16 protein-coding genes, 1 tRNA gene and 1 pseudogene are annotated in these 19,236 nt (G+C 59.8%); 10 read left to right on the top strand and 8 right to left on the bottom strand.

The genetic code is table 11. The features are described from left to right. Positions 1–126: 126 nt before the first annotated feature. The 5 genes from gyrA (at position 127) to QO005_RS00365 (ending at position 7,403) form a co-directional block, all read left to right on the top strand. Positions 127–2,910, top strand: a complete 2,784-nt coding sequence (gene gyrA, locus QO005_RS00385; protein ID WP_307155998.1) for a DNA gyrase subunit A — start codon at positions 127–129, stop codon at positions 2,908–2,910. 315 nt (positions 2,911–3,225) lie between these two features. After that, a complete protein-coding gene (locus tag QO005_RS00380) occupies positions 3,226–4,335 on the top strand; it encodes a septal ring lytic transglycosylase RlpA family protein (RefSeq protein WP_370877973.1) in 1,110 nt (369 codons plus the stop codon). A gap of 217 nt (positions 4,336–4,552) precedes the next feature. Continuing rightward, on the top strand, positions 4,553–5,626 hold the full coding sequence (locus QO005_RS00375; RefSeq protein ID WP_307155996.1) for a D-alanyl-D-alanine carboxypeptidase family protein: 1,074 nt from the start codon (positions 4,553–4,555) through the stop codon (positions 5,624–5,626). Positions 5,627–5,706: 80 nt separating this feature from the next. Next, positions 5,707–6,384: a dTMP kinase gene (gene tmk, locus QO005_RS00370; protein WP_307155995.1), complete on the top strand. Its 678-nt coding sequence runs from the start codon at positions 5,707–5,709 to the stop codon at positions 6,382–6,384. Then, the gene (locus QO005_RS00365) at positions 6,381–7,403 is read left to right on the top strand and encodes a DNA polymerase III subunit delta' (protein WP_307156559.1); all 1,023 of its coding nucleotides are present in this window, start codon (positions 6,381–6,383) and stop codon (positions 7,401–7,403) included. The genes tmk and QO005_RS00365 overlap by 4 nt, the downstream gene beginning before the upstream one ends. Before the next feature lie 143 nt (positions 7,404–7,546). Here QO005_RS00365 and lexA read toward each other — a convergent pair whose 3' ends face one another. The 4 genes and pseudogenes from lexA to QO005_RS00345 form a co-directional block, all read right to left on the bottom strand. Then, on the bottom strand, positions 7,547–8,260 hold the full coding sequence (gene lexA / locus QO005_RS00360; RefSeq protein ID WP_307155994.1) for a transcriptional repressor LexA: 714 nt from the start codon (positions 8,258–8,260) through the stop codon (positions 7,547–7,549). A 144-nt stretch (positions 8,261–8,404) separates the two neighbouring features. Then, positions 8,405–8,489 (bottom strand) — tRNA-Leu (locus QO005_RS00355). Positions 8,490–8,582: 93 nt separating this feature from the next. Further along, positions 8,583–9,425: a nucleoside triphosphate pyrophosphohydrolase gene (gene mazG / locus QO005_RS00350; protein ID WP_307155993.1), complete on the bottom strand. Its 843-nt coding sequence runs from the start codon at positions 9,423–9,425 to the stop codon at positions 8,583–8,585. A gap of 163 nt (positions 9,426–9,588) precedes the next feature. Then, positions 9,589–10,033: pseudogene (locus QO005_RS00345) on the bottom strand (deaminase); the annotation flags it as partial. 229 nt (positions 10,034–10,262) lie between these two features. Here QO005_RS00345 and cysG point away from each other — a divergent pair. The 5 genes from cysG to QO005_RS00320 all read left to right on the top strand — a co-directional run bounded on the left by cysG (position 10,263) and on the right by QO005_RS00320 (position 15,257). Beyond that, a complete protein-coding gene (gene cysG / locus QO005_RS00340) occupies positions 10,263–11,699 on the top strand; it encodes a siroheme synthase CysG (RefSeq protein ID WP_370877972.1) in 1,437 nt (478 codons plus the stop codon). Positions 11,700–11,701: 2 nt separating this feature from the next. Beyond that, on the top strand, positions 11,702–12,016 hold the full coding sequence (locus tag QO005_RS00335) for a DUF2849 domain-containing protein (protein WP_307155990.1): 315 nt from the start codon (positions 11,702–11,704) through the stop codon (positions 12,014–12,016). Positions 12,017–12,024: 8 nt separating this feature from the next. Next, positions 12,025–13,695, top strand: coding sequence for a nitrite/sulfite reductase (locus tag QO005_RS00330; RefSeq protein WP_307155989.1), 1,671 nt, complete (start codon positions 12,025–12,027; stop codon positions 13,693–13,695). A gap of 10 nt (positions 13,696–13,705) precedes the next feature. Continuing rightward, the gene (locus QO005_RS00325; protein ID WP_307155988.1) at positions 13,706–14,215 is read left to right on the top strand and encodes a DUF934 domain-containing protein; all 510 of its coding nucleotides are present in this window, start codon (positions 13,706–13,708) and stop codon (positions 14,213–14,215) included. 229 nt (positions 14,216–14,444) lie between these two features. After that, positions 14,445–15,257 (top strand): ferredoxin--NADP reductase, encoded by an 813-nt coding sequence (locus QO005_RS00320; protein WP_307155987.1) that lies wholly within the window; start codon positions 14,445–14,447, stop codon positions 15,255–15,257. Between the two features lie 180 nt (positions 15,258–15,437). Here the strand turns inward: QO005_RS00320 and QO005_RS00315 are convergent, their stop codons facing one another. The 4 genes from QO005_RS00315 to QO005_RS00300 all read right to left on the bottom strand — a co-directional run bounded on the left by QO005_RS00315 (position 15,438) and on the right by QO005_RS00300 (position 19,155). Further along, entirely contained in the window at positions 15,438–16,325 is an 888-nt protein-coding gene (locus QO005_RS00315) for an efflux RND transporter periplasmic adaptor subunit (RefSeq protein WP_307155986.1), read from the bottom strand. 72 nt (positions 16,326–16,397) lie between these two features. Beyond that, a complete protein-coding gene (locus tag QO005_RS00310; RefSeq protein WP_307155985.1) occupies positions 16,398–16,598 on the bottom strand; it encodes a DUF1656 domain-containing protein in 201 nt (66 codons plus the stop codon). 5 nt (positions 16,599–16,603) lie between these two features. Further along, a complete protein-coding gene (locus QO005_RS00305) occupies positions 16,604–18,688 on the bottom strand; it encodes an FUSC family protein (RefSeq protein ID WP_370877991.1) in 2,085 nt (694 codons plus the stop codon). Continuing rightward, the gene (locus QO005_RS00300; RefSeq protein WP_307155983.1) at positions 18,688–19,155 is read right to left on the bottom strand and encodes a MarR family winged helix-turn-helix transcriptional regulator; all 468 of its coding nucleotides are present in this window, start codon (positions 19,153–19,155) and stop codon (positions 18,688–18,690) included. The genes QO005_RS00305 and QO005_RS00300 overlap by 1 nt, the downstream gene beginning before the upstream one ends. Between the last annotated feature and the right edge of the window lie 81 nt (positions 19,156–19,236).

The raw sequence follows: 19,236 nt of genomic DNA, 5'->3' as shown, positions 1-19,236 counted from the left end.
CCCGCACACATGCGCGTTAGGGCCGAATCGCCCCTGCGTATCATGAGCAGATAACAGCCAAGACATGCGCAGCGCTTGACGTCTTCGCGCATGGCGAGGTGTTCCAACGAGAGATCGTGACCCGTTTTGACTGAGCAGAGCACACCCGGCGGCGGCAAGATGCCGTCCGATATCGAACCCATCTCGATCATGACGGAGATGCAGCGGTCCTATCTCGATTACGCGATGAGCGTGATCGTGAGCCGCGCCCTTCCGGATGTCCGCGACGGGCTGAAGCCCGTGCATCGCCGCATTCTCTTCGGCATGTCCGAGCTTGGCATTGACTGGAACAAGAAATACGTCAAATGCGCGCGTGTCACCGGTGACGTGATGGGTAAATACCATCCGCACGGCAATATGGCGATTTATGACGCGCTGGCGCGCATGGCGCAGGACTGGTCGTTGCGGCTGCCGCTGATCGACGGCCAGGGGAATTTCGGTTCCGTCGATGGCGATCCGCCCGCCGCCGAGCGTTACACCGAGTGCCGCCTGCAAAAGGCTGCCCACTCGCTGCTGGACGATCTCGACAAGGAAACGGTCGATTTCCGCGATAACTATGACGGCACGCTGCACGAACCCGTCGTCGTTCCCGCGAAGTTCCCGAACCTCCTGGTCAATGGCGCTGGCGGTATCGCGGTCGGCATGGCCACGAATATCCCGCCGCACAATCTTGGCGAAGTGGTGGATGGCTGCATCGCCATCATCGACAATCCCGCCATCGAACTGCCGGAACTGATGCAGATCATTCCCGGGCCGGATTTTCCCACCGGTGCAATGATCCTGGGCCGCAGCGGCATCAGGTCTGCATATGAGACCGGGCGTGGCTCCGTCATCATGCGGGGCGTGGCCAGGATCGAGCCGATGCGCGGCGACCGCGAGCAGATCATCATCACCGAAATTCCCTATCAGGTGAACAAGGCGACGATGATCGAGAAGATGGCCGAACTGGTGCGCGACAAGCGCATCGAAGGCATTTCCGATCTGCGTGACGAATCCGACCGTCAGGGCTACCGCGTCGTCATCGAATTGAAGCGCGACGCCAATGCCGAGGTGATCCTCAACCAGCTCTATCGCTACACGCCGCTGCAAACCTCGTTCGGCTGCAATATGGTGGCGCTGAACGGCGGCAAGCCGGAACAGCTGACGTTGATCGACATGCTGAAGGCCTTCGTGTCCTTCCGGGAAGAGGTCGTCAGCCGCCGCACGAAATACCTGTTGCGCAAGGCCCGGGATCGGGCGCATGTGCTCGTGGGTCTCGCCATCGCGGTTGCCAATATCGATGAGGTGATCAATCTCATTCGCCGCGCTCCGGATCCCCAGACCGCCCGCGAGCAGTTGATGGAGCGCCGTTGGCCGGCCCATGACGTAGAGGCGCTGATCCGGCTGATCGACGATCCGCGCCACCGGATCAATGAAGACAATACCTATAACCTCTCGGAAGAGCAGGCACGCGCCATTCTCGAATTGCGCCTGGCACGCCTCACCGCCCTTGGGCGCGATGAAATCGATGAGGAATTGAACAAGATCGGCGCTGAAATCTCCGACTATCTGGAGATCCTTTCCTCCCGCGTCCGCATTATGCAGATCGTCAAGGACGAACTGACCGCCGTGCGCGACGAGTTCGGCACCCCGCGCCGCACCCAGATCCTGGAAGGCGGCCCGGATATGGATGACGAGGACCTGATTGCCCGCGAGGACATGGTCGTCACCGTATCGCATGCCGGTTATATCAAGCGGGTGCCGCTCGCCACCTACCGCGCCCAGCGTCGTGGCGGCAAAGGCCGCTCCGGCATGGCGATGAAGGACGAGGATTTCGCGACCCGCCTGTTCGTGGCCAATACGCACACGCCGGTGCTGTTCTTCTCCTCACGCGGTATCGTCTACAAGGAAAAGGTCTGGCGCCTGCCCATCGGTACGCCGACCACGCGCGGCAAGGCACTGATCAACATGCTGCCGCTGGAGCCGGGCGAGCGGATCACCACCATCATGCCGCTGCCCGAGGATGAGGCGAGCTGGGAAAATCTCGACGTCATGTTCTCCACGACGCGCGGCACCGTGCGCCGGAACAAGCTGTCGGATTTCGTACAGGTCAACCGCAATGGCAAGATCGCCATGAAGCTGGAAGAGGAGGGGGATGAAATCCTCTCCGTCGAAACCTGTACGGATCGGGATGACGTGCTGTTGACCACGGCGCTCGGTCAGGCGATCCGCTTCCCCGTCGATGAGGTGCGCGTCTTTGCGGGCCGCAATTCCATCGGGGTGCGGGGCATTACGCTGCAACCGGGAGACCGCATCATCTCCATGACCATTGTTGGCCATGTCGATGCTGAGCCGTGGGAGCGGGCTGCCTATCTCAAGCGGTCAGCCGCAGAGCGTCGCGCCAGCGGTGTCGATGAGGAGGATATCGCGCTGGTCGGCGAAGAGGTTGGCGAAGTGCAGGAACTCGCCGAGGAGCGGTATCAGGAGCTGAAGGCGCAGGAGCAATTCGTGCTGACAGTCTCAGAGCGGGGCTTCGGCAAGCGCTCTTCCTCCTATGACTTCCGCACATCGGGCCGTGGCGGCAAGGGTATTCGCGCAACCGACACCTCCAAGACCAATGAAATCGGTGAACTTGTTGCCGCCTTCCCGGTGGAGGACAAGGACCAGCTCATGCTGGTTTCCGATGGCGGTCAGTTGATCCGCGTGCCGGTCGATGGCATTCGCATCGCCAGCCGCGCCACCAAGGGGGTTACGATCTTCTCCACCGCCAAGGATGAGAAGGTGGTTTCCGTAGAGCGCATCAGCGAGCCGGAGGGGGATGACGAGGCCGGCGCGCTGGCCGAGGAGGGCGTTGTTCCGGATGCGCCTGAAGGAGACGCGCCACAGGAATGAGCGCGCATGGTTAATACCCATTAACATCAGCGGCCCCGGAAGGGGCCGTTTTGCTTTGAAACAGTGTCGAATGGCCTGATTTTAACCGAGCATTAACCATAACGCGAAGTTCTTGCCTTAAGCCTTTAACCATAATCGCATTTTTGCCATGTTGTCCCCATCTTTGCTGTGGCAGGTTCTGTGCCAAACGGGGAAAGAGGACGTATCATTCTGGAATTGCGATGCGGCATTCGCAATCCAGATGTCGGCCTTGGTGCGATGAAGGTTATGCTGGTGATTAAAGCTTTTCGGCCGGTTACGGTTTGTTTTAGGGGTGTGGCATTGGCCTGTTTCGGGCTGTCGCTGGCAGCGTGCTCCACAACCCACGACACCTCCAAGATCAATACGCCGAAGAAGCGCAGCAAGGAATATTTTGCTGAATCTGCTTATGGCGTGAAGGCAAGCCCGCGTGTGGTGGAAAACGGTCCTGTGCCGAAGGGTGGTGGCCGTCGGCTTGTCGGCGATCCTTATGTGGTGGCTGGCAAAGTTTATACGCCACGGGAAAATCCCAATTACGAGGCAAATGGCCTTGCATCCTGGTATGGCTCGGCTTTCCATGGCCGCTACACCGCCAATGGCGAAGTATATGACCAGTACAGCATTTCCGCAGCCCACCCCACCATGCCGCTGCCCAGCTATGCGCGGGTGACGAATACCGATACTGGCAGCTCTGTTATCGTCCGCGTCAATGATCGCGGACCTTTCCACGAGGGGCGGTTGATCGACCTATCGGAAAAGGCTGCTGAACTTCTTGATGTGAAGGGCCACGGCACGGCGCATGTGAAGGTGAAATATGTCGGACCAGCCGATATGAGCGGCCACGACATGCCCTATCTGATGGCATCCTACACCCGCAAGGGTGAGCGCGTTCCGCTCAATGATCCGATGCTGAACGGCAATGTCATGGTGGCGTCGAATTCTTCGCCGCTGCAGAGCTTCTTTGGCCGCTTTGCCGGTCCGACCGAGCCGTCGCGTCCGGCCGCCAAGACCTCCAAGCCGACGGTTCAGTCCGCGCCGACGGTAGCCTATAACGCGCCGCAGCAGCCTGCGGTCAGGGCGGCCCCGCCGGTTCAGGAGGCTTATACGGCTCCCAAGCCAGTGGTCGCACAGGCGCCGGTTGCCATGCCGCAGCCGGTGCAGCGCACGGCAATCCGTGCAGAGTTGCCGCCGGTGCGTCAGGCTGCCGTGGCGCCCGCACCTCAGCCGGTCTATCGTGAACCTGCAAGAGCGAGCGTCCAGCCGCAACCGGTTCAGCGAAGCAAGCCTGCTGCCATTGCCTCGGCTCCTGCACCGCAGCCCATGCAGAAAAACGGCCTGCCGCCGGGCTGGAATGTCGGCCCCCAGCCGGTCAAGGTTGGATCAGCTTACGTGGAAAATGACGGCTGATCTTCTGCTCGTCTTGCTTTAGGGCGTTTGATAAAACGCACGGCGCTGTAGGCGCATGCTATGAGGAATGAACCGCGATTCCTGTGAAGCGCGGTTTTCTTTGACTCGTTCCGCAGGAAGGATCGCTTTGAGCCTGCGTCTGGCCGCCATCTGCTTTTTCCTCTTGGTTTCGTTTTTTAACGCGACATCTGCGCCTGCGCAGACGCCGCAGGCCTTCGTGACTGACGCAAAGCAGGTTTTGCTGGTGGAGGAGGAAACCGGCACTATTCTGTTTGAAAAGCAGAGCGCGGCAGCTTTTTCATCTGCCTCCCTTTCCAAGCTGATGACGGCGGAGGTTGTGCTGGATGCGCTGAAGAACGGGCGCTTGCGGCTGGAGGATGAATTTCCTGTTTCCGAAAATGCCTGGCGGACAGGTGGCGCACCGTCGCGCACGGCGACGATGTTTGCGGCGGTCCGCTCGCGTGTGCCTGTCAGCGCGCTTTTGCGCGGGCTGATGGTGCAGATGGCCAATGATGCCTGCCTGATCCTGGCGGAAGGAATGGCAGGATCAGAGGAGAATTTCGTCAAGCGGATGAATGAACGGGCCGCCGCCCTTGGGCTCAAGGACAGCCATTTTGCCAATGCGACGGGTCTGCCAGACCCCGGCAACAAGGTGAGCGCCCGTGACATGCTGAAGCTCGCCGAACATGTGCGGCAAGCCTATCCGGAATTTTACAGCCTCTACAAACAGCCCGATTTCGAATGGAACCGGATTTTCCAGCGTAATCGAAACCCGCTCCTGGGCCAGGCTCCCGGCGTGGACGGCCTGGTGGCAGGCTTTGCCGAGGGAGAAGGATATTCCGTGGTGGCTTCTGCGGAGCAGAACGGCACGCGGCTTTTTCTGGTGATGGCAGGCAGCGAGACCGAAAAGGCGAGGGTGGACGATGCTGCGCGTGCCTTTGCCTGGGGTTTTTCTTCTTTTGAGAAGATCCGCCTGTTTGAGGCCGGACAGGAAGTGGAAAAGGCGACCGTCTATGGGGGTGAGCCGAAGCAGGTCGCGCTGGTGGCTGAGCAGCCGGTCGATGTCTATGCGCCCCTAGGCTCCGCGGACAAGCTGGAAGCGGATGTGACCTATGCCTGGCCGCTTCGTCCGGGCTTTGGTAAGGGCGATGAGATCGCGCGGCTGCAAATCCGCCTGGGCGACAAGGTCCTGCGGCAGGAACCGCTTCACGCGGCGGACGCCTCTGCTCTGGCGCCACTCACCGCCCGCGCCCGTGATGCGCTGGTGGAATTGCTGTTCTTCTGGCTGTGAAAGCATTGGGCTTTCGCGGAAATTACAGTAAAGAGCGAGGAGGATCATGCCCCTGCCGGGGTGTAGGAGACAATAGGCCCGTGGCAGCAGGTAGCGGTTTGTTCGTGACATTCGAGGGTGGTGAAGGGGCGGGGAAGTCTACGCAGATTCGCCTTTTGGCCGAGCGTTTGCGTGCCCTTGGATTGCCTGTCACCGTCACCCGCGAGCCGGGTGGATCGCCAGCGGCGGAAGCTTTGCGCCATGTCTTGCTCTCCGGTGCGGCGGAGCGTTTTGGCGTGCGTATGGAGGCGGTGCTGTTTGCTGCTGCGCGAAACGACCATGTGCGCACGCTGGTGCGTCCGGCTCTGCAAAAGGGCGGTATCGTGCTCTGCGACCGCTTCATGGATTCCTCCCGCGTCTATCAGGGGGCAACCGGCAATCTGGAGCCGGATTTCGTCGCCCGTCTGGAGCGGGTGGCTGTGGATGGCGTCGTGCCGGATCTTACGGTTATCCTTGATCTACCCGCTGAAACCGGGCTTGCGCGGGCGCGGCAGCGGGCAGGGGCGCAAGGGAACGATCAGCCGGACCGCTTCGAAAAGGAAGAGCGCGCCACCCATGAGAAGCGGCGCGAAGCCTTTCTGGCAATTGCTGCCGCCGAGCCCGACCGTTGCAAGGTGGTGGATGGTGCGGCGGCACAGGATTTGATTGCAGCGCGCATTTTTGCTCTGGTTGAGCCGCTTCTGGCGAATGCAAAGCTGCCAACTGGACGGAGCCGCTGATGGAAGCGCCCGGTCTTCTTGATGGTGCGATTGCGCCGGTGCAAAACACACAGCTCTTCGGTCATCAGGCGGAAGAGACCTTTCTGGCCAAGGCCTATCGCAGCGGCAAGCTGCATCATGCTCTGCTGATCGAAGGGCCGGAAGGCATCGGTAAGGCGACGCTGGCCTTTCGCTTTGCCCATCACGTTCTAAGCCATCCGGATCCAGAGCGTGCGCCGGATATGCTGGCCAATCCCGATCCACAATCCGTGGTGGGCCGTCAGCTCGCCTCCGGGGCTTCACATAATCTTCTGCATATTACGCGGCCAGTGGATGAAAAGAGCGGACGGGTGAAATCTGCCATCACCATCGAGGAAATTCGCCGTGTGGGGCATTTCTTCTCGCAGACCTCCGGTACTGGCAATTGGCGCATCGTCATCATCGATCCCGCAGATGACATGAACCGCAATGCCGCCAATGCCGTGTTGAAGGTGCTGGAGGAGCCGCCGAAGCGGTCGCTGTTTCTGGTGCTGTCGCATGCACCCGGCAAGCTTTTGCCAACCATTCGCTCACGCTGCCTGCCACTGCGGCTTGCGCCTTTGACGTCTTCCGATCTCAAGCAGGCGCTGGACCATCTTGGGCTTGCGGTGCAGCCTGATCAGACGGACATGCTGGCGACCCTTGCCAAGGGAAGCGTATCGCAAGCCTTGAAGCTGCTGAACTATGGCGGCGCGGATATTCTGGCTGCCTTCCGCGACATTCTCTCGGCTGATGGAGTGGTAGCACGCCGACAGATGCATAAACTGGCGGATGCCCTTTCAGGAAAAGACAGTGATGTCATCTACCAGTTCTTCATCGAACATCTGTCGGAATATCTGATGCAGGAAGCCAAAAGCGCCGCTCTTCAAGGTGACCTCCACCGCGCAGATGCACAATCGAGGCTCTCCAGCGAAATCATCGAGCGCCTGACGATTGCTTCCGCCTACAACCTGGATCGCAAACAGACCCTTTTGGATGTCCTGGCAGATGTGAGGCGATAATACCAAGGCATCGAAGATGCTGACGCATCCTCGCCTTGAAGAGATTTCGAATATCTCAATTGCGTCAGAAGCTTGAGATACTCGAAAAAGGAATACGAACTGTCATTTTCAATGACCCTTCGTATTATCCGCCTGTCACGATATCAATGATAGCGCCGAATCAACCCCACCAGCTTGCCCTGAATCTTGACCCTGTCCGGCCCGAAAATACGGGTCTCGTAGGCGGGGTTAGCCGCTTCCAGAGCAATCGAGGCGCCCCGGCGGCGAAAGCGCTTGAGTGTCGCTTCCTCATCATCCACCAGCGCGACGATGATATCCCCCGGGCTTGCGGTGTTGCCGTTGCGGATAATCACCGTATCGCCATCGAGAATACCCGCCTCGATCATCGAATCGCCTTTGACTTCCAAGGCGTAGTGCTCCCCCGTGCCGAGCATCTCCATGGGCACGGAAATCTCGTGGGTGTTGTTCTGGATCGCCGAAATCGGCACACCGGCGGCAATGCGCCCCATGACGGGAATAGAGGTGGATTTGGACTCTTCAACTGGCTTCGGCGCAACATTCGGCTGAGGCGGCTTGCCCCGGCTGCCCTCGATAACGGAGGGCGAAAACGTCCCCCGCCGGGGCGGAATGCTCGGCATCATCGCTTCCGGCAGCTTGATAACCTCAAGCGCACGCGCCCTGTTCGGCAGCCGGCGAATAAAGCCGCGTTCCTCCAGCGCCGTGATCAGGCGATGGATGCCCGATTTGGACGCAAGATCGAGCGCATCCTTCATCTCATCAAAGGAAGGCGGCACGCCTGATTCCTTCATTCGCTCGTGAATGAAAAGCAGAAGTTCCTGTTGCTTGCGCGTCAGCATCGGGGATCCTCGAATCCGTGAAACAAATCCAGAACATACGCTATATGTTCCAGTTGTGTTCCGCAAGCCTTAAATTTCAGTGATCTCAACCGAAAGTTTTTTGAACGGTTCAGGAAAAGACAGCGACGTCAGGATCTTCAGAGATGGTGCGGACGACGGGAATCGAACCCGTACGGATCACTCCGAGGGATTTTAAGTCCCTTGCGTCTACCAGTTTCGCCACGTCCGCTTGCCAGCCTTTTCAACGGGCTGGAAAAAAAATGCAAGAGGTTCCCCACGATGCGAGGTGGGAAAACCCCTTATTCCCTCAATCGTCAGGGGCTTATTCTGTTGTGTCCGCCTGGCGTTCCAGATGCTTGGCGTCTTGCCAGAGTTCTTCCATGCGCTCCAGCGTGGCGTGGTGAATATCTTCACCTTGTTTTTCCAGACTCTCCTCGATGTGCCGGAAACGGCGCCGGAATTTGCTGTTGGTGCCGCGCAGCGCCTGTTCGGGATCGCTTTTGACATGCCGTCCGATATTGACGAGGGCGAAGAGGAGATCGCCCAACTCATCCTGAACGCGGTTTTGCGCACCGTCCCGCAGCGCTTCGCGCAGTTCGGCGATTTCTTCTTCGATCTTGTCGAGAATGGGCTCCGGCTTGTCCCAGTCGAAGCCGACTTTCGCAGCTTTCTCCTGGATTTTCAGGGCCTCTGTCAGGGCCGGAAAGCTGCGCTGGACTTCTGCGAGAAGCCCCTTGGCCTTGTCTTCCGCCATGCCACGTTGCGTGCGGCGCGCGGCGCGTTCGCGTTTTTCCGCCTGCTTGATGGCGTCCCATTGCGCTTTTACGGCCTCAGGCGTATCGGCATCAGAGCGGGCGAAGACATGCGGGTGGCGGCGAATCATCTTGCGGGTGATGGCCTGCACCACGTCACCGAAGCTGAACAGGCCCTGCTCTTCGGCGATGCGGGCATGGAAAACCACCTGCAGCAAAAGGTCGCCCAGTTCCTCGCAGAGATCATCCGGATCATTGCGCTCGATGGCGTCTGCCACCTCATAGGCTTCTTCAATCGTATAGGGCTTGATGGTTTCGAAGCTTTGCTCGATGTCCCAAGGGCAGCCGGTATCCGGCTGGCGCAGGGCGGCCATGATCTCGAGCAGCCGCGCAATGTCCTTCGAAGGCTCCATCCGTCTGTTCCGTTTGCTGCTCAGTTGAGGGGGATGCTGTTGCCGGATTTGCCGGACTGGTAGCGGGCGGAAAGGTCGCCATAGAGCGTGCGGATGCGCTCCGCCTGCACCATCAGGTCCTGCCTTTCGCTGTCATCGGCGAATTCGATCATCTCATTGAGCCAGAAACTGTGCCAGAAGGCGTTTTGCTTGCGATAGCCGCCGGGCTCAAGGCCGAAGACTTCCTTGAGGATTTTCAGATCGTGCGGAATGGCAAAGGCGTCCCGGCTGTCCTCATGGCTGAAGAAGTAATAGAAATTGTCAAACCCCGCCCAGGTGATGGAGGACATGCACATGGTGCAGGGTTCGTGGGTGGAGAGGAAGATGAGATCGGAGGTGTCGGGCCGCTCCGCCATTTCGTAAAACCGCTTCAGCGTATGAACCTCGCCGTGCCACAGCGGGTTTTCCAGCTCGTTATTGGTTTCCGCCAGCACCAGCGAAAGATCGGATTTGCGCAGGATGGCGGCGCCGAAGATCTTGTTTCCGGCTTCGACGCCTTTTTGCGTCAGCGGAACGATATCATTTTCGATCACGTCGAGCAGGCGGGCTGTCAGGCTTGGGTCGCTCAAGGGGATGTCCTTCTTTTCTTTGTCATGGCGTTGTAGCGCATAAACGCCCGGGAATGGAATATGCCGGGTGTTCATCCACGCCTTTGGGGCAGCAATGGGCACGCGCGGATGGGTTTTGCGTGCCACCGGCAACACTGAGCAAAGAAATGCCCGCCTTCGCGGTCATACGGATTTCTGTTTCTTCAGGAACTGTGCTTAATTGACGATACTCATGTCAAAGAGGTGCGTGTTGACCAAGGATTCGGACAGGCTGACAGTGTTCCCGGCTTTCTTTCGCGTTGCTGGCGCGAAGGTGGCCGTTTTTGGTGCTGGAGACGAGGCCTATGCGAAGGCCAGGCTTCTGCGCAACACTGAAGCTGACATTATTGCCTTCGCCAAAGAGCCGGAGGCGGATTACGCGGCTTTTCTGGCGCGGGAAGCCATTGTGGTGGATGACCGTGATTTCTGTCCCGCCCTTCTTGAAGGCTTTGCACTCGTCTTTGCGGCAACCGGTGAAAATGTCGAAGACCGGCGGATCGTCGATGCCGCCCGTGCGATGAAGATTCCGGCCAATGCCGTGGACCAGCCCGACTATTGCGATTTCTACACGCCTGCGCTCGTCAACCGCGCGCCTGTTGCGGTGGCGATTGGCACGGAGGGTGTTGGTCCCGTACTGGCGCAGATGATCCGCGCCGATGTGGACCGTCTTCTGCCGCGTTCGATGGGCAAGCTTGGGCGTCTTGCAAACTCCTACCGCACGGCGGTGGAAAAGCTGGTGCCGCGCGGTGCTCCGCGCCGTCTGTACTGGCGCGCTTTCTTCAAGGGCAAGGTTGCCGATGCGGTAGAGGCTGGCGATGTCAGCGCGGCCCGCCGCGAAGCGACCCGGCTCTTGAAGGGTGTGGCGGCTGACAAGGTCGAAGGCCGGGTTTTCCTGGTGGGGCCGGGTGCGGAGGATTTGCTGACGCTTCGTGCGCATCGCCTGATGATGGAAGCAGACGCTATCGTGTATGACGCCCTGGTTCCGCAGGCCGTGGTGGATATGGGGCGGCGGGATGCCGAGCGCATTCCCGTTGGAAAACGTAAAGGCTGCCATTCCAAGTCCCAGAGCGAGATCAACGCGCTGCTGGTGGAACTCGGTCTGGCGGGCAAGCGGGTGGTGCGGTTGAAATCCGGCGATCCGCTGGTTTTCGGGAGGGCTGGCGAGGAAATGGCCGCCCTTCGCGATGCCGGCGTGGCCTATGAGATCGTACCGGGGATAACCTCCGCTCTTGCCGCGGCGGCGGATTTCGAATTGCCGCTGACGCTGCGGGGTGTTTCGTCCTCGCTGGTCTTTACCACCGGCCATGATTTGCATGGCGATGTTTTGCCGGATTGGGCCCGTCTTGCTCTTTCCGGCGCAACGGTTGCAGTTTATATGGGCCGCAGTGTCGCAGCTTCCGTTGCGGAGCGCTTGATGCAGGCAGGGCTTGCGGCGGATACCACCGTGGCCGTGATTGAAAATGCCGGGCGCGCCAGCCGCACGCTGTTGCATGGTACGCTTTTGGAATTGCCGGGGCTTGAGCATCGCGAAGAGCTGAAAGGCCCCGTCATGGTGATTATCGGGGATGCGGTGGCGGGCGCGAATTTCGCGCTGTCGAAGCCGCTTCGCCTCTCGGCGGATGCCGATCAGGAAACAGTGAGGGTTTGACCATGGCTCAGAAAGTCTTGACTGCCAATCGCCTGTTGGATGGCATTGCCGTCTGGCTCGATGCCGCCGGCAATTGGACGGAAAACCTTCAGGATGCCTTCGTGGCGCGCCATGCTGAAGCCGTGGCCGCGCTCGAGGAAACCGGCAAGCGCGCCTTTGCCGATAATCTCGTCGTTGACGTCAATGTCGTCGATGTCGAGGAGCGGGATGGCAAGCTCTGGCCGCTGCGCCTGCGTGAGCGTATTCGCGCGCTTGGTCCCACCATTGCCTATGCTGACGGATACGGCGCTGCCGATTCCGATTTCGTTGCTGCCTGAGGATTAGCATGTATCGTTACGATGAGTTCGACCACGCCTTCGTGTCCGCCCGCGTGGAGCAGTTCCGTGATCAGGTGGCGCGCCGCCTTTCCGGCGAATTGGCGGAAGATGCCTTCAAGCCGCTGCGCCTGATGAATGGCGTGTATCTGCAGCTTCATGCCTATATGCTGCGTGTCGCTATTCCCTATGGTACGCTGAATTCGAAACAGTTGCGCATGCTGGCCCATGTGGCGCGCAAATATGACCGTGGCTACGGCCATTTCACCACGCGGCAGAACATTCAGTACAATTGGCCCGCCCTGAAGGACACGCCGGATATTCTGGCAGACCTCGCCAGCGTCGAGATGCATGCCATCCAGACCTCTGGCAACTGCATCCGCAACGTGACGGCGGATCATTTTGCCGGTGCGGCCCGTGATGAAGTGGCCGATCCGCGCCCTTACGCGGAAATCCTGAGGCAATGGTCCTCCGTTCATCCGGAGTTTTCCTTCCTGCCGCGCAAGTTCAAGATTGCGGTGACAGGGGCGCCGCATGACCGTGCAGCCATTCAGGTGCACGATATTGGCCTGCAACTGAAAAAGGACGAGGCGGGCAAGCTCGGCTTTGCCGTCTATGTCGGCGGCGGGCAGGGCCGTACGCCGATGATCGCCAAGAAGATTCGCGACTTCCTGCCGGAAGAGGATCTTCTGTCCTATGTGACGGCTATCGTGCGCGTTTATAACCTGCATGGCCGCCGCGATAACAAGTACAAGGCCCGCATCAAGATCCTCGTGCATGAAACCGGCACGGAAGAACTGACGCGACAGGTGGAAGCCGAATTTGCCGAGCTGAAGGATAGCGTTCTGAAGCTTCCCGATGCAGACATTCGCGCCATCGAGCGTTATTTTGCCCCGCCTGAACTGGCAGCCCGCCCCGAAGGCTGGGAACTCCTCGCCAAGGCCAAGAAGGCGGATGCCGATTTCGCCACCTGGGTTGCTCAGAACGTGCAGCCGCACAAGCATCCCGATTATGGCATGGTGACGATTTCGCTGAAACCGATCGGCGGCATTCCGGGCGATGCCTCGGATGCGCAGATGGAACTGGTGGCCGATCTGGCCGAGCGTTACGCCTTTGACGAGATCCGCGTGAGCCATGAGCAGAACCTCATTCTGCCGCATGTGGCCATGGCTGATCTTTATGCGCTGTACGAAAACCTGAAGACTGCCAATCTGGCGACCGCAAACTCCAATCTGATTACGGACATCATTGCCTGTCCCGGGCTGGATTATTGCGCGCTGGCCAATGCCCGGTCCATTCCGGTGGCGCAGGCCATTTCCGAGCGTTTCGGCTCGCAGGCCCGTCAGGCGGAAATCGGCGAGTTGAAGATCAAGATTTCCGGCTGCATCAATGCCTGCGGCCACCACCATGTCGGCCATATCGGCCTTTTGGGTGTGGAGAAGAAGGGCGCGGAACTGTACCAGATCACGCTCGGCGGTTCCGGCGATGAAAACTCGTCGATCGGTGAAATCATTGGCCGCGGCTTCGAGCCCGAGAAGGTGACGGACGCCGTTGAGACAGTGGTGGATACCTATCTGGGCTTGCGTCTGAGCCCCGAGGAAACCTTCCTGGAAGCCTATCGCCGCGTTGGGCCGAAGCCCTTCAAGGATGCGCTTTACGGCGCTGCTGCCGAAGCCGCCTGAGGACAAGATCATGACCCGTATCTGGAAAGAAAGCGGCTTTGCCGAGCAGGATAACTGGATCATCGAGACCGATGAGGTCAAGGCAGGCGAGGGGCAGAAGCCGCTCCTGCCTCTCGATGCGTTCCTGAGCGCAGTCGCGGAAACCAATGAGGTCGGCCTTGGTGTTCTCATCAAGCCAGCCGATGATGTCACCAAACTCGCGGCCCACCTCGACCGTGTCGAATTGATTGCCGTCCAGTTTCCCGCCTTCAACGATGGCCGCGGGTTCAGCCATGCCTCGCTCTTGCGCGAGCGGCTTAACTATCAGGGCGAGCTTCGTGCCGTTGGCGACGTGTTGATCGATCAGGTGCCGCTGATGTTGCGCACCGGCTTCAACAGCTTTGCGGTCACCAATGCCGTGGCCATCAAGCGTCTGGAGGAAGGCCGCCTGCCGGGCATTGCCAACCACTATCAGCCGACGGCGCGTCCGGCGGCAGAGGTGGAAGGCTATAGCTGGCGCCGCCGGACGGTCGCGGGGTGAGCCGTTGCAGCTTTTATGTGTTTCCGGACGGCAAACCGGATTCCACCTTTTCGGGAAACACTCTGATGCGATGTGATCTCTGTCAGTAACGAAACAGGTTTCCGGTCATGGAATGATATGTGCTCGCCGCGAGGCTGGCTTGTCATTGCCCGGGCTTTCCCAAAACACGCTTCAAGTGTATAGGAGCCCCGTGAAATGGCCGTGGACGATATGCAAGGTTAGAATTTCGATGAACGCTCCTGTGAAAACCGACCAAGCCGAACTCATCGTGCCGGAAGGCGTCTACGCCGAAACCGTGCTGAGCGTGACGCATTATACGGACCGTCTTTTCCGCTTCCGCATGACCCGGCCTCAGGGTTTTCGCTTCCGCTCCGGCGAGTTCGCGATGATCGGGTTGATGGTCGAGGGCAAGCCGATTTACCGCGCCTATTCCATCGCCAGCCCTTCCTGGGATGAAGAACTGGAATTCTTCTCCATCAAGGTGCCCAATGGTCCGCTGACGCAGCATTTGCAGCGCATTCAGCCGGGCGACAAGGTGTTGATGCGCAAGAAGCCGACCGGCACCCTGGTGCTGGATGCTCTGGTGCCGGGCCGTCGCCTTTACATGTTTTCCACCGGCACCGGCATCGCGCCCTTTGCCAGCCTGATCCGCGACCCGGAAACCTATGAGAAGTTCGAGGAAGTCATCCTCACCCATACCTGCCGGGAAGTATCCGAATTGAAATATGGCTTCGACCTGATCGAAGAGATCAAGGCCGATGAGATGCTGAGCGAAATCGTCGGCGACAAGCTGAAGCATTACGCGACCGTCACCCGTGAAGACTTCCCCTTCCAGGGCCGCATCACCGATCTCATTGCCAATGGCAAGCTGTTCACCGATCTCGGTGTGCCGCCTCTGGACCCCGCCATTGATCGCGGCATGATCTGCGGCTCTGCGGCGATGCTGAAAGACACCAAGGAACTGCTGGAAAAGGCTGGCCTTACCGAAGGCGCCAATAACAAGCCGGCGGAATTCGTGATCGAACGCGCTTTCGTCGGCTGATACGAAGAGTCATTGAAGATGACTCTTCGTATTCCCTTTTCGAATATCTCAAGCCATCGACGCATTTGAGATATTCGAAATTCCTTCAAGGCGAGGATGCGTCAGCATCTTCGAGCCTTGGTATGAGCTGAAAATATTTGAAAATGAAAAAGGCACCGGTTGTCGCACCGGCGCCTTTTTTCATTTGCTGCTCAACTGCTCGCCGTCCGGGCCGATCACTTCCACGGTTGCCGTCAGACCGGCAATCAGCGCCACGTCCTGTGGTACATTGATCAGGCGAATACGAACAGGCACGCGCTGGGCAAGGCGAACCCAGTTGAAGGTGGGGGTGATGTTGGCGAGCAGGCCGGTGGAAGAGGAGCGCTCGCGGTCTTCGATGCCGGTGGCGATGCTGTCAACCACGCCATCCAGCACGATTTTCTGGCCCATGAGATGAATGCGGGCGCGGTCGCCGGGCTTTATACGTGGCAGCTTGTTCTCCTCGAAATAGCCTTCCGCCCGCAGCGAATCGCTGTTGACCACCGCTACCTTTGCGGTTCCTGCGGCGACATAATCCCCCGGCTGGAGTGAGAGGTTACTGATCGTGCCGTTCACCGTGGAGCGCACGTCGGCGCGTTCGAGGTTCAGCTTCGCCACGTCGCGGGTGGCGACGGCTTCACGATAGGCGGCGGCGGCCTGTTCCTCGGTGGAGGCCGCTTTTTCCCGCTCCTGGATCGAGCCGGAATCGCCCAGCCGTTCCTGCCGTTCGCGTTCGCGAATGGCGAGATCCCAGCTGGATTTAGACTGTTCCAGCGAAGCCTCCGCCTGGGCCAGCGCCAGTTCGAAGCGGCGCTTATCGACGCGGAAGAGGATATCGCCGGTATGGACCTGTTGATTGTCCCTGACCATGACATCGCTCACCAGCCCGGACACATCCGGAGCGATGTTGACGATATCGGCGCGGATCTTGCCATCCCGCGTCCAGGGTTCTTCCATGTAATAGGTCCACATATGGCGGCCGACCAGCACGGCGGCAGCGACGACAATCAGGGTGAGGCAAATTCTGCCGATCAGTTTGAGCGTGTTCATGGTTTTATCCATAGCGTGATAGGGCGTGATCAACCGGATCAGGACACTTCTCCGGGATCAGGCATTTGGGGTTCAAAGATTCGCGAGCGCCGAAAGGCCGCCGAGCAGCAGCGTGTAGAGCGCGATATCGAACAGGCCGCGGTGCCAGACGAGGCGGTAAAAGCCAATCCATGCCAGCCCCTTGCGCAGCAGTATGCTGATCACAAGGGCAGCGAGCATCAGCAGGAGAAGGCGGGGCACGAAGAGCCCGTAAAGGTCAATTTCACTCGGCATGGTCGTTACTCGGCTGCGTTGGGCAGGGCTTGGTGTGACGGCGGTGTTTCAGGGTTGAGTGTCCTGCTGCGCTCAGGTGGCGGCGCTTCGGGAAAGAGAACGCGTCTCAGCCCCACCAGCGAATCCACCGAACGCCTCAGGTTTTCAGGCGGGGTGGCTTGACGCAGGCTCAAAAGCGCAGTGTCCACCACCTCTCGCAATGCCTCGGGCGGTGGCAGTGAGCGAGCGGCCCGCACCTGACGACGATAATGATCGGCAATTCCCGCAAGCACGGCGGAGACCTGTTGCCGCTCGGGCTCGGCAAGCCTTGCCCGGTCTTCCTGCAGGATCAGCACGTTGAAGCCAAGCCGCACGTCGGCAAAGCCGTCCACCTGCTGAATATCGCGGGTGGTCGCCGTGGCTAGGCGCGGCACCAGCTGGCCAAGCCGGTCAAGAATGCGCGAGGCAAGACGGTTGTGGTCAGCAGAGCGCAATCCCGCCGCCGTTTGCGCCAGATCCCGCCAGCCCGACAGCACCAGCCGCCTTGCGGCCAGTTCCGCGCCGAAAGGCCGCGTCGCCGTAACCCAGACGAAGGCGAAGCTGACCCCCAGCATGGTGGCAATCGAGCTGTTGGCGAAACTGGTCATATCGGCGGAATACTGGTCCTGGATGGCAATGAAAGAGGCATTGTTCACCGCCATCAGCATGGCAAGCGTCATGGTCGCCGGATTGGTCATTTGCAGGCCGAGGAACAGGAAGGCCGGGGCCAGCACCATCACCAGCATCTCAAAGCTGTTGATCATCGGCAGGATGCCGAAGATGTAGATGAAGGATGTGACGATGGCGACGCCGGTCCACAACAGCATGGAGAGGATCATCGGCCCGGGCCGGTCCTGGGCGGCGAAGAAGGAGGAGGCAACAGCAGCCATGGCCACGAAGGTTGCACCCTGGTCCCAGCCCAGGAAAATCCATATCATGCAGGCGGCGAAGGTTCCCGCCACCACGGTACCGGCCTTCACCACCAGCAGAGCATGATCGTAATGCCGCGCACCCAGTTGCAGCCGGCGTTCGCGAAATTCCGGCTTGAAGCTGCCGCTTTCGGTCTGGCCGCCGATGGTGTCGCGCAAGGTCAGGCAATCCTGCCAGAGCTGGATGATTTCCTTCAGCCGCGCCAGGAGGCCGGTCAGCACCAGTCGCTGCCAGTCGCTGCGGTCATTGCCGGCGGAAAGCGTATCGATGGCGGCAATAAGCGCATGGGCCGAGCTCTGCGTGTCGCTGTTTGCGCCCTTGCCCATCCAGTCTGCGGTCCTTTGCAAGAGGCCAGGCAGTTCGGGCGGCAGATCGCCCTCTTCCATCTTCAGGGCATGCAAGCGGTCTGCCAGCGATGAGAAGAGCGGCAGCAGCATCAGCAGGCGGCTTCTGAGTTCGCGCGCCTCGCGCACCACATCCACCGTTGCGGGATCATAGCTCAACTGGCTGATCAACTGGTCGAGCGCGGTGACATCTGTAGCAAGCTTCTGCCGTTTCAGCGGAGTGACCGGTGTTGCACCTTCGCCACGCAAAATATCATCGGCCCAGGCACCGGCATCAGCCAGCCAGCCGTCGATCCGGTCCCTGAAAACGGTTCCGATGCTGGAGGGAAAGAGGACGCTACTGACCAGGCTGGCGCAGACGATGCCAAGCGTAATTTCCTCGGCGCGGGCCAGCGCAACATCGAACACCGTATCGGGTGAACCCACGGTCGGCAGGGCAATCAGCGGCAGCGTATAGCCCGCCAGCATGAAGACATAGCTGCGGGCGCTGCGATCCAGCATGGAGATGAACAACAGTGTTCCCGTCCACAGCGCCACGATCAGCGACAGCAGGACCGGCGCATTAACGAAAACCGGCACAAAAATCACGGCTGCAACGGCGCCCAGCACAGTGCCCATGACGCGGTAGAGCGCCTTGGATTTCGTTGCGCCTGAAAAGGGGCTGGAGACGATGTAGACGGCAGACAGCGCCCAATAGGGGCGTGAGAGATCAAGCGCCAGCGCGATATAGAGTGCCAGCATGGCGGCAATGAAGGCCTTTACGGAAAAAAGCCAGTCTCTCCAGCCGGGCATGGTCATCATGCGTCTCCCTTGGCGCGGGCAGAACGGGCTGCCGCACAGCGATCGTGGAAAACCGATAGAACGCGCAGGGCCGCCTCCAGGTCCGCCTGCGGAATATCCTGCATCAGGCGGGTGCGTTCTTCATCGAGCACGCCTTCGATCCTCTCCGCCATCTCCTTTCCGGCCTCAGTCAGCCAAAGGCCTTTGGCGCGGCGGTCATGCGGGTCGTCCTTGCGGAGAATGAAGCCCATGCCTTCCAACTGATCCAGCAGCCGTACCAGCGACGGACCTTCGATGCCGATCTGTTCGGCCAGAGTGATCTGCCGCACACCGCCGCCCATGCGCCCGATCCAGACAAGAGGGGCGGCGCAGGCTTCGGAAATGCCATGGGCACTGAGCGCCGGATCAATGCAGCGGCGCCAGACGCGCGCGGCGGAAAACAGTTGGGTGGTAAAGGCGCGTTGCATCGCGTGATGATCCTGCATTGTTCACTCACCGGACAAAAATGGGGAAGGGGCAATCTGCCTTGTTCTGTATTCTAGGGTGTTTGGTTATTCAGCTTTGGG

The organism is Allorhizobium paknamense (assembly GCF_030815125.1).
GTDB lineage: Bacteria > Pseudomonadota > Alphaproteobacteria > Rhizobiales > Rhizobiaceae > Allorhizobium > Allorhizobium paknamense.
The sequence above is the reverse complement of the archived record's forward strand: the minus strand, read 5'-3'. Positions and strand labels throughout refer to the sequence as shown.

Excerpts from the sequence above, each read along its gene's own strand:
- mazG (WP_307155993.1), bottom strand. The coding sequence starts at position 9,425 with ATGGAGCCTTCGAAGGACATTGCGCGGCTGCTCGAGATCATGGCCGCC.
- QO005_RS00315 (WP_307155986.1), bottom strand. The coding sequence starts at position 16,325 with ATGAACACGCTCAAACTGATCGGCAGAATTTGCCTCACCCTGATTGTC.
- QO005_RS00325 (WP_307155988.1), top strand. The coding sequence starts at position 13,706 with ATGACCCGTATCTGGAAAGAAAGCGGCTTTGCCGAGCAGGATAACTGG.
- QO005_RS00335 (WP_307155990.1), top strand. The coding sequence starts at position 11,702 with ATGGCTCAGAAAGTCTTGACTGCCAATCGCCTGTTGGATGGCATTGCC.
- QO005_RS00310 (WP_307155985.1), bottom strand. The coding sequence starts at position 16,598 with ATGCCGAGTGAAATTGACCTTTACGGGCTCTTCGTGCCCCGCCTTCTC.
- QO005_RS00305 (WP_370877991.1), bottom strand. The coding sequence starts at position 18,688 with ATGACCATGCCCGGCTGGAGAGACTGGCTTTTTTCCGTAAAGGCCTTC.
- QO005_RS00320 (WP_307155987.1), top strand. The coding sequence starts at position 14,445 with ATGAACGCTCCTGTGAAAACCGACCAAGCCGAACTCATCGTGCCGGAA.
- lexA (WP_307155994.1), bottom strand. The coding sequence starts at position 8,260 with ATGCTGACGCGCAAGCAACAGGAACTTCTGCTTTTCATTCACGAGCGA.
- QO005_RS00300 (WP_307155983.1), bottom strand. The coding sequence starts at position 19,155 with ATGCAGGATCATCACGCGATGCAACGCGCCTTTACCACCCAACTGTTT.
- QO005_RS00330 (WP_307155989.1), top strand. The coding sequence starts at position 12,025 with ATGTATCGTTACGATGAGTTCGACCACGCCTTCGTGTCCGCCCGCGTG.